Source organism: Chryseobacterium sp. 7 (assembly GCF_003663845.1).
Taxonomy (GTDB): Bacteria; Bacteroidota; Bacteroidia; order Flavobacteriales; family Weeksellaceae; genus Chryseobacterium.
This window is the reverse complement of the sequence record NZ_RCCA01000001.1, coordinates 3,689,072-3,703,902: the sequence shown is the minus strand read 5'-3', so window position 1 is coordinate 3,703,902 and position 14,831 is coordinate 3,689,072. Positions and strand designations below refer to the sequence as shown.

General features: G+C 35.8%; 14 protein-coding genes. 6 read left to right on the top strand and 8 right to left on the bottom strand.

Annotated features, from left to right (window positions below):
* Positions 1-136: 136 nt before the first annotated feature.
* On the bottom strand, positions 137-775 hold the full coding sequence (locus CLU97_RS16995) for an MBL fold metallo-hydrolase (RefSeq protein ID WP_121488986.1): 639 nt from the start codon (positions 773-775) through the stop codon (positions 137-139).
* Positions 776-844: 69 nt separating this feature from the next.
* Here CLU97_RS16995 and CLU97_RS16990 point away from each other — a divergent pair, with 69 nt between their 5' ends.
* Together CLU97_RS16990 and CLU97_RS16985 are read left to right on the top strand one after the other, a co-directional pair.
* Complete coding sequence (locus tag CLU97_RS16990; protein WP_121488985.1) at positions 845-2,062, top strand: type IX secretion system plug protein domain-containing protein; 1,218 nt, start codon at positions 845-847, stop codon at positions 2,060-2,062.
* Positions 2,063-2,433: 371 nt separating this feature from the next.
* The gene (locus CLU97_RS16985) at positions 2,434-4,392 is read left to right on the top strand and encodes a M4 family metallopeptidase (protein WP_121488984.1); all 1,959 of its coding nucleotides are present in this window, start codon (positions 2,434-2,436) and stop codon (positions 4,390-4,392) included.
* A gap of 79 nt (positions 4,393-4,471) precedes the next feature.
* Here the strand turns inward: CLU97_RS16985 and hemH are convergent, their stop codons facing one another.
* The 3 genes from hemH to CLU97_RS16970 are packed head-to-tail and all read right to left on the bottom strand — an operon-like array spanning position 4,472 to position 6,932.
* Complete coding sequence (gene hemH / locus CLU97_RS16980) at positions 4,472-5,500, bottom strand: ferrochelatase (RefSeq protein ID WP_121488983.1); 1,029 nt, start codon at positions 5,498-5,500, stop codon at positions 4,472-4,474.
* A 15-nt stretch (positions 5,501-5,515) separates the two neighbouring features.
* Positions 5,516-6,043, bottom strand: a complete 528-nt coding sequence (locus CLU97_RS16975; RefSeq protein WP_121488982.1) for an NADPH-dependent FMN reductase — start codon at positions 6,041-6,043, stop codon at positions 5,516-5,518.
* Positions 6,044-6,053: 10 nt separating this feature from the next.
* Positions 6,054-6,932, bottom strand: coding sequence for a NifU family protein (locus tag CLU97_RS16970; RefSeq protein ID WP_121488981.1), 879 nt, complete (start codon positions 6,930-6,932; stop codon positions 6,054-6,056).
* Positions 6,933-7,096: 164 nt separating this feature from the next.
* Here CLU97_RS16970 and CLU97_RS16965 point away from each other — a divergent pair, with 164 nt between their 5' ends.
* Positions 7,097-7,633 (top strand): gamma carbonic anhydrase family protein, encoded by a 537-nt coding sequence (locus CLU97_RS16965; RefSeq protein WP_121488980.1) that lies wholly within the window; start codon positions 7,097-7,099, stop codon positions 7,631-7,633.
* A 131-nt stretch (positions 7,634-7,764) separates the two neighbouring features.
* Here CLU97_RS16965 and CLU97_RS16960 read toward each other — a convergent pair whose 3' ends face one another.
* Positions 7,765-8,217 (bottom strand): hypothetical protein, encoded by a 453-nt coding sequence (locus CLU97_RS16960; RefSeq protein ID WP_121488979.1) that lies wholly within the window; start codon positions 8,215-8,217, stop codon positions 7,765-7,767.
* Between the two features lie 82 nt (positions 8,218-8,299).
* Between CLU97_RS16960 and CLU97_RS16955 the strand changes: the two genes are divergently transcribed.
* Positions 8,300-10,426: a helix-turn-helix domain-containing protein gene (locus CLU97_RS16955; protein ID WP_121488978.1), complete on the top strand. Its 2,127-nt coding sequence runs from the start codon at positions 8,300-8,302 to the stop codon at positions 10,424-10,426.
* Between the two features lie 40 nt (positions 10,427-10,466).
* On the opposite strand, the gene CLU97_RS16950 is transcribed toward CLU97_RS16955, so the two are convergent.
* From CLU97_RS16950 to CLU97_RS16940, 3 genes are all read right to left on the bottom strand, one after another.
* Positions 10,467-11,315 (bottom strand): M12 family metallopeptidase, encoded by an 849-nt coding sequence (locus CLU97_RS16950; RefSeq protein WP_121488977.1) that lies wholly within the window; start codon positions 11,313-11,315, stop codon positions 10,467-10,469.
* A 167-nt stretch (positions 11,316-11,482) separates the two neighbouring features.
* The gene (locus CLU97_RS16945) at positions 11,483-11,920 is read right to left on the bottom strand and encodes a hypothetical protein (RefSeq protein ID WP_121488976.1); all 438 of its coding nucleotides are present in this window, start codon (positions 11,918-11,920) and stop codon (positions 11,483-11,485) included.
* Complete coding sequence (locus tag CLU97_RS16940) at positions 11,921-12,376, bottom strand: hypothetical protein (RefSeq protein WP_183084600.1); 456 nt, start codon at positions 12,374-12,376, stop codon at positions 11,921-11,923.
* A gap of 230 nt (positions 12,377-12,606) precedes the next feature.
* Between CLU97_RS16940 and CLU97_RS16935 the strand changes: the two genes are divergently transcribed.
* Complete coding sequence (locus CLU97_RS16935) at positions 12,607-13,623, top strand: LLM class flavin-dependent oxidoreductase (protein ID WP_121488975.1); 1,017 nt, start codon at positions 12,607-12,609, stop codon at positions 13,621-13,623.
* A gap of 54 nt (positions 13,624-13,677) precedes the next feature.
* Positions 13,678-14,799 (top strand): 3,4-dihydroxy-2-butanone-4-phosphate synthase, encoded by a 1,122-nt coding sequence (gene ribB / locus CLU97_RS16930; protein WP_034694964.1) that lies wholly within the window; start codon positions 13,678-13,680, stop codon positions 14,797-14,799.
* Positions 14,800-14,831: the final 32 nt, after the last annotated feature.

The window sequence follows — 14,831 nt, the reverse complement described above, 5'->3', positions numbered from 1 at the left end:
CTTGAAATAGTATGACTTGTAATGAAGTCTTTGAAAGTATTAAAATAAGTTTCAAAATCAGAATAATTCTTAACTGTTCTTTATCGCTTAAATCCTTCTTAATGGTTACTTATATGAATATTTTTAAATATTTTATTTATTTCAAAAAGGGATTATATTGTTTTTCAAATCCAATGGTTGTAGGATTTCCGTGTCCGGAGAAAACCTGCGTGTCATTATCCAAAATGAAAAGTTTAGACTTAATTCCTTCAATCAGCTGATCATAATTTCCTTTGTAAAGATCTGTTCTTCCGATGCTGCCTTCAAAAAGTACATCTCCAGAAATCACGAATTTCTGATGGTCATTATGATAGACCACACTTCCCGGAGAATGTCCCGGAACGTGATAAATTTTAAATTTTTCACCATCCAGATCCAGCTCATCACCTTCCTTGATGTATTCTACATCCACCTTTACAGGATCTATCTGCATTCCGAATCTGATTCCGCTTGCCTGAAGCATATCCAGCACTTCCTGATCTTCCTGATGCATATTCACAGGTACTTTGAACGTATCAAAAGCCCATTGAAGTCCGAATACATGGTCAATATGGGCATGTGTCAAAAGAATTTTCTGAATTTTCAGTCCGTTTTCTGTAATGAAATTGCTGATCGCCTGAGTTTCCTGTCCGCTCATATTTCCCGGATCAATTAACCACGCATTTTTATTTTCGTTATAAATGATGTAAGTATTTTCGCTCGCAAAATTGAATACGAAACCTTGAATCTGAAGCATATCTGAATATTTTTATTCAAAAATACGATATTATTAAGAAAATGGCTATTTTTCGTTATCTTCGTCGTAATGAAAACTTTGCGAATACTCTTACTTTTTTTGGGCGGACTGGTTTTTGGACAAAATATCCAAAGTATTCAGCTGTTCAATCCTCAGACCAATGACGAAACTCCGGTAATCAGAATAGGGGAACAGTTGGTTTTGGGCTTTGATGATCTCACAAACGGCAGTCAGATCTACAGATACACATTCAAGCATTATGACAGAAACTGGAATGAAGATAATCTGTTTTTTACAGAATTTGCTACCGGAAGTATGAATGCACTGCTGGACCAGTTTCAGTATTCTTTCAATACTTTGCAAGCGTATACCCACTATAAACTGGTATTCCCGAATGATAAAATCCAGCTTAAAGTTTCAGGAAATTATGAACTGATTGTTTATAAAGACTCTGCAGATAAACCTCTTTTCAAAAAAAGATTTTATCTGGTAGAAGATGTTACTTCTGTGGATTTAAATATTTCAAGATTCGCTGATGCCAAAAAGCCGAACCTCAACCAAAGGGTAGAAGTGAATGTTTCCCCGAAAGGAGGAGATATTTCTTCCAATGTGAATTCTATCACTATGAATGTGATGCAGAATAACAACCCGAATATGGTTATTTCTAATCTTAAACCAAGCTCTTTCTTAGGGAATCAGGTGGTTTTCCAGCAAATGAATCTTGTATTTCCGGGAGATAATGAGTTTTATTATTTTGATAATAAAAATATGAATATGGCGGCCGATATGGTACGTGCTGTGGAAATAAAAGATGATGCGAACCAGACGTATCTTCATCCTGTATGGGCGTTTCCTTTAAATTATCAATATCAGCCAGATGTGAATGGAGCATGGTATTACAGAAGAAATGATTTAGGCAGAGAAAGGGATGCAGAAAGAGAAGCAGACTACTCATGGGTGCATTTCTATCTGGAATCTGATCCTGTAGATAAAGAGATTTATGTTTTGGGAGGGTTTAATAATTTTTTACCAAGCAAAGAAAATCAGATGCAGTATGATGCTGCTACTAAACAGTATGTTGCTAAAATATTCCTGAAACAAGGTTTTTATAACTATGTTTTGGTGACAAAAGATGGAAACGGGCTGAACTTTGGAGAAGTGAATGGTAATTTCTGGCAAACGGAAAATCTTTATCAGGCATTTATTTATTATGCACCTTTCGGAAGAAACTATGATGGGTTAATGGGCTATGGTGAGTTCAGAACGCCTGTTGCTAATAAACGCTAATTCATGATTTGATATCGTTTTACATCAAAATATACACATACAATTAGGACTTTCTTTTAAGATGGTCCTAATTTTTTTGTCAATATTGAGAATATTATTCTATAAAATTTCAGATTAATATTAAGTTTTCGATTATAATGCACTGCATGGTGAAAAATAATAATTCACAAAATTTTGATTTTAATTAAATATTTTAATATAAAAATTGTTTTATTGAAAAATTATAGTTAAATATTTTTCTTTGTTTTAAAATCATCATTGTGTTTTGTTTATTGATTTATAATATCTATTGAATTTTAATCATTGTTTGTGTTGTTTTATTGTGAAAAGTTTATAAATTCGTCAACACAATCAACCAACCAAATATTATTATGAAAACGAAATTTATCTTAGTGGCAAGTGTTGCCGCCTGCTCTTTTGTTTTTGCACAAAACACACCTTCTAAATTAAATCCCAGTAAAAGCGGGCTACACGCAGACTTTTTAAGATTCGACAAAAATGCACCGGCTTTCCAGGGAAGTCCTGTATTATTTGATGAAGCAACAGAAAGACTTACTACGGGTCAAGGGCTCAAGTTGGGACTTGAAAAGGATGCCTTAGGTTTTGAAACACACAGATTTCAACAGACTGTAAATGGTATTCCGGTAGAATACGGGATGATGGCCGTACAGACAAAAGAAGGAAAAATTGTAGGACAGTCAGGAAAATGGGTTCTTAATGTTCCGAAAAGTGCTGAGAAGAAAGCCAATATTTCTGAAAAAATTGCACTTCAGAATGCTTTATCATTCGTAGGAGCAGAAACCTACAGATGGGAGAACAAAGAAGAAGAAGACTTTTTAAAGAAAGATTCTAATGATCCTAATGCAAGCTTTGTTCCTAAAGGCGAACTGGTATATTATTCAGATCCGACGGATGAAAAATTGAATGATTTAACATTAGCCTATAAATTTGATATTTACGCTGAAAAGCCATTAAGCAGACAATATGTTTTTGTAGATGCTAAAAGTGGAAAAGTATTAGGTGTGGATGCCATTATTCATGAAGTAAATGCGCCGGGTACGGCTACAACGGTTTACAGTGGAAGCAGAAATATAGTAACCGATTCTTATAACGGAAGCTACAGACTGAGAGAAACAGGAAGAAATGCAGGAACTGCCGTAGAAACCTATAATCTTAAGAAAACCACCAATTTTTCCTCTGCGGTAGATTTTACAGATACTGATAATGTATGGAACAATGTGAATACAAATAAAGATCAATATGCAACAGATGCTCACTGGGGTGCGGAAATGACTCTGGACTATTATTATTCGAAATACGGAAGAAAGAGTATTGACAATAATAACTTTGCCATCAAGTCCTATGTGCATTATGGAAACAATGTATTCAATGCGTATTGGGATGGTTCAAGAATGCTTTATGGTGACGGAAGCTCTACTACAAACGGAGGAAAACCTTTGACTGCAATAGATGTCTGCGGCCACGAAATTACCCATGGATTAACATCTAAAACAGCTAACCTCGTATACCAGAGAGAACCGGGAGCATTGAACGAAGGTTTTTCTGATATTTTCGGGAACACTATAGAACGTTGGGCAAGACCTACACAGGCAAGCTGGACACTAGGAGAAGATTTTAGCTATGTGATCAGAGATATGTCTAATCCTAATGCGTACCGCCAACCGGATACTTATAAAGGTACTTATTGGAAAGATGCCACTACTACAGGATGTGCAGTTCCGGGACAAACTACCAATGACTATTGTGGAGTGCATACCAATTCCGGAGTACTGAATTTCTGGTATTATTTATTGGTAACAGGAGGTACAGGTACTAATGACAATGGTTTTGCTTATAATGTTTCAGGGATCGGATTAGATAAAGCGGGAGCTATTGCTTACAGAACACTGACTACTTATCTTACGTCTTCATCCACTTATGCAAACACAAGAACCTATTCTATTCAGGCAGCGACTGATTTGTATGGAGCAACCAGCAATGAAGTAACTCAGGTTAAGAATGCATGGAATGCCGTAGGTGTAGGAGGTGGAACTTCTCCTGCAGGACTTGTAGCAGCTACTTCAAATGTTTCAAACTATACCATCAGCCCGAATCCGGCAACAGACAGATTCAACATAAACTTCGAAGGTAAAGCCGGAAAAGGAATTGTAGAGCTGGTAAGTCTGACAGGTAAGAAAGAGCTTTCTGAAAAAGTAGAGATTACAGAAGGTACCAATAAGCTGAATATCCAATTGCCTTCCAACTTACTTCCAGGAGTATATGTGGTAACGGTAAACGGACAGAAAGCCGGAAACCTTATTAAAAAGTAGACACCAAATCTTTAATATATTCAACGAAAAGGCCACAAGTGAATTCTTGTGGCCTTTTGTTTATTTTGATTCAGGTGAATTATACCAGATAGAAATCATTCAGTTTTTCTTCACAAAGTATTTTTACAACATCAATCCATCGGTCTTCGTCATTCAGACATGGAATATAATGGAAGTTTTCACCTCCGCCATGCATGAATTGCTCTTTACCCTCAACAGAAATTTCTTCCAGAGTTTCCAAACAGTCAGAAACGAACGCTGGACAAACAATTGCCAGATTTTTTATTCCTTTTTTACCAATTGTTTCAAGGGTTTCATCGGTATAAGGCTCAATCCATTTGTCTTTTCCTAATCTTGACTGGAAAGAAACAATAGTTTTCTCTTTAGGTAAATTTAGCTTTTCAATCACAAGCTGTGTTGTTTTGTAACACTGATGACGGTAGCAGAACTGATGACTCGGATTATCTTCTCTGGAACAGCAGTCATTAAGATTACAGGTCTTTGTAGGATCTGTTTTATAAATATGCCTTTCCGGCACTCCATGATAAGAAAACTGCAGGGCATCAAAATTTTCCGGAAGTTTTTCTTTAATACTTTCTGCCAGACAGTTGATATAAATATCTCTGTGGTAAAAAGGCTGAATATAATTGATTTTGATCGTTGGGAACCTCTTTTTTCTTACTTCTTCGGCTTTTTCAATCACCGTTTCCGTAGTACTCATAGCATATTGAGGATATAAAGGGAAAAGCACAATTTCCGTGACTCCCTGATCTACGAGCTTTTGAATTCCGGCTTCAATGCTTGGCTGCGCATACCTCATCCCGATTTCCACCGGAACATCTACTACTTTCTGAAGTTTTTTCTGAATTTGTTCCGTGATAACAATTAATGGAGAACCCTGATCTGTCCAAACCGTTTTATAGGCTTCAGCAGATTTTGCAGGTCTTGTTTTCAGGATAATTCCCTGTACAAGAAGGGCACGGAAGATCCAACGGTAATCAATCACCCTCTCATCCATCAAAAATTCATCAAGATATTCCTTTACGTCGTTTACAGCAGTTGATCTCGGTGATCCGAGGTTGACCAGTAAAATTCCTTTCTTATTCAATATTCTAAATTTTAATTATGAAACAGAAGTTGTAAAATCTGTTACTAATTTTGATACTTTAGCAAAGGTATTACTTTCCAGTAAGCCATTGCTGTCAAATTTGCCTTTTATTCCCTTTATTAATGCCTGATGTTTATCATCTGCTGTCACACCCAGAGTTTTTAAAATCAATAACAACTCTTCATGGCCTTTTTCTCCACTGGCTGAAGCCGTAATCACAGCTACAGGTTTTTCAGAAAAGATTGTAGTAGAAACACACCATTCCAGCATATTTTTTAATCTGCCCGGGATGCTGAAAATATATTCGGGAGTAGAAAATATAACTCCGGATGAATTTTCAATAGCTTCTCTCAGCTTCAAGACCTCTAAAGGAGTATTTTCATCCGTTAATGCAGTATCAAAATGAGGAAGAACAGAAAGATCTTTGTATACCTGGAAATCTACATTGTCCATACTTTCAATGACCTGTTCCATTAGTCTCAGGTTGCCGGAATTTTCCGATGCACTTCCAATGATCACTACAATTTTCTTTCCGTAAGGCATCTCAGCTATATTATCCGTTTACAGCTTCTACTCTTTCTACTAAATCAGGAACGAATTGCTTTAAAATATTTTCAATTCCGTTTTTCAAAGTAGCCGTAGAGCTTGGACAGCCTGAGCAAGCTCCCTGTAAAAGCATTTTTGCTGTTTTATTCTCCTGATCATATTCCATTAAAGAAATCTTCCCACCATCATTTTCTACTGCAGGAGCTACGTATTCATTTAAAATGTCAGAAATTTTCTGCTCATCTTCCGTATAATCTCTGTTGATAATCTTTTCAACAGGGTTTTCATGCTTTTGAGGCTCTACATTGGCAATTTCGCCTCCGTTTTGAAGATATTCAGCAATAAGACCGCGAACAGCCATCATTACCTGGTGCCACTCTACAGAATTATTTCTTGTAACTGCCACAAAATTATCAGAAATGAAAACCTCCGTTGCAAAATCAAATTCTTTAAAGATAGCCTCCGCCAAAGGAACTCCATCAGCAGTATCTCTTGATTTTACTTCCACAAATCCATCCATAAGTAATTTACTCGAAACAAATTTCATTACATTAGGATTCGGAGTCATTTCAGCATAGATCTGATACATTTCTTTTTTCTTCTGAAGATAAATTCTTGGGTTAGCCAATAATTCGTCCTCAATTACATTTTTCAGACTTTCAGCTACATGTTCCCATTCTATGGTATCCTGTTTTGCTACAGCCACAAAATTAGCTGTAATGAAAATTCTCTCCACAAACGGATAATTGAAAAGTTCCTGAGCTAAAGGAATTTCTGATATATCTGAATTTCTGTCCAACTCTAAAGACCCCGGAATGAGATTGTAATCTGTAACAAATTTCATTACTTTCGGGTTTTCGGTAGGTTCTATAAGTACGGTACGCATTTTTTCGTTAAATTTGAGATACAAAAATACGCATTAGAAGTCAGAAGCTGAAAATTGAGAGTTAGATTTTTGCTATCACTGTAATTTAGAACTTATATACATAAAAAGATAGTATATTTTAATTTTCAAACCGGCATATTTTTCAAATTTTCAAATTAATACTTATGGCACTTATAAAAGAACTCTTAGGAAAAGCACCACAAATTGGAGAAAACACCTTTTTAGCAGAAACGGCTACCATTATTGGAGATGTTACCATGGGAAAAGACTGCAGCGTTTGGTATAATGCAGTCATCAGAGGAGATGTACATTACATTAAAATGGGAGATAAGGTCAATGTTCAGGATAATGCAATGCTGCATTGTACTTACAAGAAGCATCCACTGAATATTGGAAATAATGTGTCTATCGGGCATAATGCCATTGTACACGGATGTACTATTAAAGATAATGTCCTGATAGGGATGGGCGCTATTGTGATGGATGATTGTTTAGTAGAAGAAAATTCTATTGTAGGAGCGGGTTCTGTAGTTACGCAGGGTACTCATATCAAATCCGGAGAAGTGTGGGGTGGAGTTCCTGCAAGAAAGATCAAAGACATCAATGCACAGTTATTGGAAGGAGAAGTGAACAGAATTGCAGACAACTATGTGAAATACTCATCATGGTATAAAGAGAATGTGAAAGATCATCAATTTTAGGCTGTCAAGTGAATAGTGAATAATCAATTCGCTGCGAAGCAAAATTCACTATTGACCTGTCAAAATAAATATAAAAGCTCCGTCCGTAGACAGAGCTTTTTTCGATTTGATATAGAACCTTTGCTTTATTGTTAGTTAGGATCCGGCGTTATCAGCCTTACCTTTCCGTGGATACATTTTAGAGATGCAGGTGGTGTAATCGGGACGCAGTCGGACACAATATTATATTTTTCATTAAAAGCCCTTACTTTATCCGTATAATCATTCACTCTCTGTAAGAAAGCGGTTTCTATTTTCTTTGGATAAGCAATATATTGTTGAGGTCCTCCGCAAGGTTTTTCCCCCATAGGAGCAAATGCCCATTCACTGACATCTGTACATTTTTCTCCCGATACTTCAGATTGGATAGAGGCTTTCAGCCCGTCCAGCTGTGCCTGTTCGTATTTTTGACTGTCTTCGTCAACAGGTCTGTTGGCGATATCAACAGGAAGATTCGTATTAGCATTCTTCGATGTATTACAGGAAACTAAAGTTAACGTAGTAGATAATACTATTACCGGGACATGAAAGAATAATTTTTTCACAATAAAGTTTTTCTTTTTATTAATTTTTCAAAACTTATGCCAAGGTAAGAAATTCAAATTCATTTCCGTATTTTTGACAACGATGAACAATCATTTTTTTGACTTAATAGAATATACGAACAGAAGCGTTTTTTTAACCGGAAAAGCGGGAACAGGAAAAACGACATTTCTTAATGATTTTGTAAGACGGACAAAGAAAAAGCATATCGTAATAGCACCTACGGGAATTGCCGCGATTAATGCAGGAGGGGTAACCATCCACTCAATGTTTGGTTTGCCGCTGAGAACCTTTCTCCCTACTACAGAAAGGATAGATACCAGTTTGGCTAATAATATTGCCGATCTGATGCCCCATTTCAAATACCGTAAAGACAAACTGAAGCTTCTGCGGGAAGTAGAGATCATTATCATTGATGAGGTTTCGATGCTGAGAGCGGATGTTCTGGATATGATGGATTTTTCTTTACGCTTTATCAGAAGGAATAATCAGAGGTTCGGGGGAGTTCAGATGCTGTTCATCGGGGATTTGTTTCAGCTTCCTCCGGTAGTGAGGGATGAGCATATTCTGAAAATGTACTACAATTCACCTTTCTTTTTTGACAGTCATGCTATTAAAGAAGTTCCCATTGTTACTATTGAGCTTACAAAAGTCTACAGACAATCTGATGAGGCGTTTTTGGAAATTCTGAATGCGATCCGTGACGGAGATGTAGCCAATATAGATTTTAATCATCTCAATGAAAGGTATGATCCTGATTTTGATATGGGGAAAGAATCTTACGTATACCTGTGCTCTCACAATAAAATGGCGGATGAGATCAATCAGGAAAAACTGGCAGAAATCAAAGTAGATCCTCAAACATATGAAGCTAAGCTTGTAGGAGATTTTAAAGAAAATCAGTTTCCAAATGAACAGTTTTTAGAATTGAAAATCGGAGCTCAGATCATGTTTATCCGAAATGATATTTCCGGGGAAAAGAAATATTTCAACGGAAAGCTGGGCGAGATCATCGGATTGGACGAAAATGAAATCCGTGTGATACTGGACGAAAGCGAGAGGGAAATTGTTGTAAAAAGAGAAACCTGGGAACAGAAGAAATATTTCCTTGATACTGATAAGAATATTAAAGAAGAAGTGTTGGGAAGTTTTGAACAGTTTCCGATCAAACTGGCCTGGGCAGTTACTATTCATAAAAGCCAGGGATTAACGTTTGATAAAGTGATTATTGATGCCGGAAAAAGTTTTACTGCCGGTCAGGTATATGTGGCTTTATCCCGTTGCAGAACGTTGGAAGGAATTGTTTTAAAATCAAAAATTACTCCTGAAGTTATTTTCAAAGATAACAGGATTCTGCATTTCCATACGGACACCATTGCTAATGACCACGTTGAAGCGATTCTGAATCAGGAAAAATATGATTACAGTATCAGAAAAGTACTTCGTACCCTGGATTGTACATGGTTTTTAAAAGAAGTAGAGGAGTGGAACAACCTTTCTATTGTAACGAAGAATATTGACCATGTTAAAACCAAGCAGCTTTATCTTCAACTGAAGCATGAAGCCGTAAATCTTGGAAAAATATTTGAAAAACTGGAACGTGTCATTTTTCAGAAGGTTAATAATTTTATTGAACAGAAAGAAGAATGGACGGAGATTGAAAGCAAATCAAAAGGAGCGGTTAATTTCTTTTTTACAGAAATCAGAAATAAAATTTTCGATCCTTTGAAAGATTTTTATGCCGAAATAAAAGGAGCGAAAGGCTTAAAACAATATAACGAAGAATTTAAAAGCTGGCTGGAAGATATTGAAGAGTACCTGAACAGCCTGAGAGACATTCATCTTCTTGAAACGAAACTTTTAGAAGAAAAGAATGATAAGGAAATCAATCTGAAAATTGCTAAAGTCCCGTCACAGGTTCTAACCTTCCAATTATTTGAGCAGGGAAAAACTATTGGAGAAATTGCCTTAGAAAGAGGGTTGGTGAAAGAAACAGTGATTGGTCATCTTGCCAAATTTGCCGAACAGGGATTGCTGGATATTGCCAGAGTTATTACTTCAGATAAGATCAAGGCTTTTGAAGAAGAGTTCTATAAAAATCCACACGAAACATTGACCGAGTGGAAGAATGCGCTGCCAAATCATTTTGAATTTAACGAAATCAGGATTTTAATTAACCATTATAATTATAAAAAAGGGAGGAATTCATAAGAATTCTTCCCTTTTTTGATTGTCACAAAAGTTCTTTAAATTAAGGATACATAGCATTAATAGTATTGATATCTCCGGTTGTAAATCCGGTTCTGTTATACGTGAAACTGCTGTTGTCAGCTCTTGTAATTGTTGGTTGTCCGTTTTTAGAATAAGATGTCGGCCAATACATCATCACCGAATTGATATTGAATGGCCCTATATCTGTTCCGGAACTATAGATATTAAAATTATAAGACTGCCCGCTTTGGATATTGTTCCACAGAATTTTTACATATTGATCTCTGTCTTTACGGGTGTGTTCATGGTAAAGTCCCACGGTATGTCCCATTTCATGAATTACCGAGCCTACAGAAATATACTGGTCCAAAGAAACAGTTTGTTTTCCGCCCTGATACCCGATATGAGCCCAGCCATCCGATCCGGATGAACTTCCGAAAATAAATTCTACATAATTAGACTGATTAGTACGGTAGATCCATTGAGTATTGGTTTTGCTGTTATACTCGCTGATAGCGGAATTGATTTTATTAACGTTGATAGAACCCATATTACTGGCAATGGTATAATAAATTTTACCGCTTGGCCATCTTGAATAGCTTGCACCACCTTTATTGACTTCATTACCTTCGGATAATTGCTTGTCAGAAAGAACCATATCTCCCTCGAAAAAGTTCATTCCATTTTTTCTTTCATAGATAATGTCCTGACCTCCTAATTTCCCTTTCTTAAGATTGTCTGCATTGAAGGCATTGGTTTGTGCTTCAGAGCTAATTTCTTCATTGTTTTTACTACATGAAAATAATGTTGCAGCGATAAGAAAACTCATAAAGACAGTTCTTCCTGTCAGGATCTGCCGATAGAACAGACTGTTTGATTTTTTGTTCATATTAAAGTTTTTAAAGATTTGGTATACGAATATAATAAATATTTCTCTTTTTATTGAATTATTTACATTGAAATATATTTATTCGTATTGTTTGTTTTAAAAACCACTTAAACAAAAACATGTAAAATAAAAAAGAGTTCTGAAAATATTCAAAACCCTTTTTCTTTTTATTCGTTTAATAAATCCTGATTAACTCTGTAACCTACTATTTTTATATCTCCTTCTTTATTCTTTTCTAAAGTAAAAGATTCTTCTGTTTTCTTAGTACTTCTTTTTACATTGTACATAAAGAAATATTGACTTCGGGCATTGCTTCCCTTCACTATCATTGTTTCCCATTTTGCAAGATTGTATTCTTCAACAGGCCCAATCTCATTGACTGTATTAATAAGTTTCACAAGTTTTTCTTTATCGGTTACCTCAAAAAATTTGTCGCCAAACAACTTATAAATATCATCAGGGTTTTTGCCATAACGTAATTCCCAATAAAATTTTATTGGAATTTTTTCACCATCTATTTTGTCAGATTCTCTGTCTTTATAGGATTGATTGAAAGAGCAGCTCATTAAAAAGAATGAGAAAAGAAGTAGATAAATATTTTTCATTTAAATTTTAATATCGAAAATTAATTTTCTTTTATTATTGTCATAGAAAGTAGCCCGATAACTTCTGTCTCTGAATTCAGTTTCGGTATTTTCTATTTCCTTAAGTCTATTTTTATCTGTTCTGGAAAATTCAACAATTTCAAAATACTTTTCATCAAGATTGTTAAAGTCTACCAGTTTCAAATATTCATCTATTGAATTTCTATCAATCATAATTTTTCCACCACCAAATTGATGCCTGTTATGACCATTTTTCTTAATACCGGATACCCAGTATTCTTCTCCTGTTTCTATATCAAAATGATTTGCATTGATTCCTGGTTTTTTTAGCTTTTTAAGTGCCTTATCGTCAAAATAAATCGTTTGCCCGGATTTTGAAAATTCTACAAAACCAATCCATGCGGAACCGTGATGGCCGAAGGATTTGTTTTCGATATACATTATTTTTGTTTTCATGTTCTTGAATGAAACTGCAATTTACCCAAAATCTTATAAGTAAAATCAAGTAAACAAAAATTTTATTCCAATAGTTTTTCCCTGAACTGATCAATTGTTTTTATTAATTACAAAAAGTAACTAATGCAATTTTTATGTTTTAAATTTGTTTGGTTTTAAGAACCGATTTAGAATTATGAAATTGCCAGAGGTGATACGCTATCACTTTTGGAAAAATTAACGATCTCAATATGAAAAATTTTGAAATTTCTGTTTTAGATCTTGCACCGGTAAAGCAAGGTAAAAGCATTCATGATACTTTTCAGGACAGCTTATCATTAGCTAATCATGCTGAAAATTTAGACTATAAAAGATTCTGGCTGGCGGAACACCATAATATGGAGAGTATTGCAAGCTCAGCAACTTCTGTTTTAATTGGTTTCATCGCCAATGGAACAAAAAAAATCAGAGTAGGTTCAGGAGGAATTATGCTTCCCAACCACAGCTCTCTGGTTATTGCAGAACAGTTCGGAACTTTAGAATCTCTTTTCCCGGGAAGAATTGATCTTGGATTAGGAAGAGCGCCAGGAACAGATGGGTTAACAGCTCAGGCTTTAGGAAGAAACCCTGCTATCATCAACGAACAGTTTCCAAGACAGATTCTCGAGCTTCAAAGATATTTTTCAAAAGAAAACTCAGATGCAATGGTTCGTGCCATTCCAGGAGAAGGTTTGGATGTTCCGCTTTATATTCTGGGATCAAGTACAGACAGTGCATGGCTGGCTGCGGAATTGGGATTGCCTTATGCATTTGCAGGACATTTTGCTCCAGAGCAGATGGAAATGGCTTTTAAAATATACAGAGAGCATTTTGAATCTTCAAAATACGCAGATAAACCTTATATCATTGCCTGCGTAAATGGTGTTGCAGCCGAAACATCTGAAGAAGCTCATAAAATTTCGACTACTTTATTTCAGGCATTCATTAATATTGTAAGAAATGATAGAAAGCCCTTTGCTCCGCCTGTGGATGATATGGATGAGATCTGGTCACCTATGGAAAAATCTATGGTGTTACAAAAATTAAGATATACGTTTATCGGGGATCAGGCTGAAGTTCAGGAAAAACTTAAAGATTTTCAGGAAAGATTCCAGGTAGATGAACTTATGATCAATTCACATATTTATGACCATCAGAAAAGATTGAGATCTTATGAGATTTTCAGAGAGGCAGCGAACTCTATCCAAAGCGTAATAAACCATTCATAATTAGTTGGCAGATGCTTATTTTTATGAGTATCTTTGCACAAATAAAAAGTAAAAATGTCCGATATTAAATTAAATACTATTCCAGAGGCTATTGAAGACCTTAAAAATGGTAAAATAATCATAGTAGTAGATGATGAAGACAGAGAAAATGAAGGTGATTTTCTTTGCGCGGCAGAACTGACAACGCCGGAAATTATCAATTTTATGGCACTTCACGGAAGAGGGCTGATCTGTATGCCGCTTCCTGAAAAAAGATGTGACGAGCTTGGCCTTGAAGTAATGGTTAGCAGAAGCAGCGATCCTAAAGAAACTGCTTTTACCGTATCGGTTGACCTTCTAGGTAACGGAACATCTACAGGGATTTCTGCAGGGGACAGAGCAAAAACCATTTTAGCACTGATGGATGAAAAATCCAAACCTACAGATTTTATGAGACCTGGCCACATTTTCCCGCTTCGTGCAAGAAAAGGAGGAGTATTGAAAAGAGCCGGACATACTGAAGCAGCTATTGATCTTACGCATTTAGCAGGATTGAAAGAAGGAGGAGTAATCTGTGAAATTATGAACGAAGACGGTACAATGTCTCGCCTACCTGAACTTCACGCATTTGCACAAAAGCATGATATGAAAATCGTTTCTATTGAAGATCTGATCCATTATCAGCTTAAAAAAGGAAATCTGGTAGAAAGGCTTGAAGAGAAAAAAGTAAAAACGCATTACGGCGATTTTGATTTTTATGCTTTCAGAGAAACTTCTAACGATCAGATCCATTTTGCTTTAACAAAAGGAGCGTGGACTGTAGATGAGCCGGTTTTGGTAAGAGTACAGTCTTCAGATTCTTATTTTGATGTATTAACAAGACTGAACAACGGTGAGAAACCTTTACTGGAGAAAGTAACCGGAATGGTAAATGAAGCAGGAAAAGGAGCTATTATTTTCATCAATAACGTTTCTAACTCTGAAAATACATTGAGAAAGCTTCAGCAATTCCTGAACTATCAGGACGGTCAGGAGCAGCATCCTACATTAGCGTACAATTACAGGGATTATGGAATTGGAACGCAGATTTTAAAGAATTTAGGAATCAATAAGTTCAAAGTAATCACTCAAAACCCGAATATCAAACCTCAGGTTGGAGGATATGATGTAGAGGTTACTGAGATGGTACAACTATAAAATATTATCTTCTTAGGTCTGGAATGAACTTT

What these genes read in the sequence shown, in the direction of transcription:
- CLU97_RS16955 (WP_121488978.1), top strand. Translation starts at nt 8,300, where the DNA reads ATGAACAATCATTTTTTTGACTTAATAGAATATACGAACAGAAGCGTT.
- CLU97_RS16990 (WP_121488985.1), top strand. Translation starts at nt 845, where the DNA reads ATGAAAACTTTGCGAATACTCTTACTTTTTTTGGGCGGACTGGTTTTT.
- CLU97_RS16970 (WP_121488981.1), bottom strand. Translation starts at nt 6,932, where the DNA reads ATGCGTACCGTACTTATAGAACCTACCGAAAACCCGAAAGTAATGAAA.
- CLU97_RS16950 (WP_121488977.1), bottom strand. Translation starts at nt 11,315, where the DNA reads ATGAACAAAAAATCAAACAGTCTGTTCTATCGGCAGATCCTGACAGGA.
- CLU97_RS16975 (WP_121488982.1), bottom strand. Translation starts at nt 6,043, where the DNA reads ATGCCTTACGGAAAGAAAATTGTAGTGATCATTGGAAGTGCATCGGAA.
- CLU97_RS16995 (WP_121488986.1), bottom strand. Translation starts at nt 775, where the DNA reads ATGCTTCAGATTCAAGGTTTCGTATTCAATTTTGCGAGCGAAAATACT.
- CLU97_RS16985 (WP_121488984.1), top strand. Translation starts at nt 2,434, where the DNA reads ATGAAAACGAAATTTATCTTAGTGGCAAGTGTTGCCGCCTGCTCTTTT.
- ribB (WP_034694964.1), top strand. Translation starts at nt 13,678, where the DNA reads ATGTCCGATATTAAATTAAATACTATTCCAGAGGCTATTGAAGACCTT.
- CLU97_RS16935 (WP_121488975.1), top strand. Translation starts at nt 12,607, where the DNA reads ATGAAAAATTTTGAAATTTCTGTTTTAGATCTTGCACCGGTAAAGCAA.
- CLU97_RS16945 (WP_121488976.1), bottom strand. Translation starts at nt 11,920, where the DNA reads ATGAAAAATATTTATCTACTTCTTTTCTCATTCTTTTTAATGAGCTGC.
- CLU97_RS16940 (WP_183084600.1), bottom strand. Translation starts at nt 12,376, where the DNA reads ATGAAAACAAAAATAATGTATATCGAAAACAAATCCTTCGGCCATCAC.
- CLU97_RS16965 (WP_121488980.1), top strand. Translation starts at nt 7,097, where the DNA reads ATGGCACTTATAAAAGAACTCTTAGGAAAAGCACCACAAATTGGAGAA.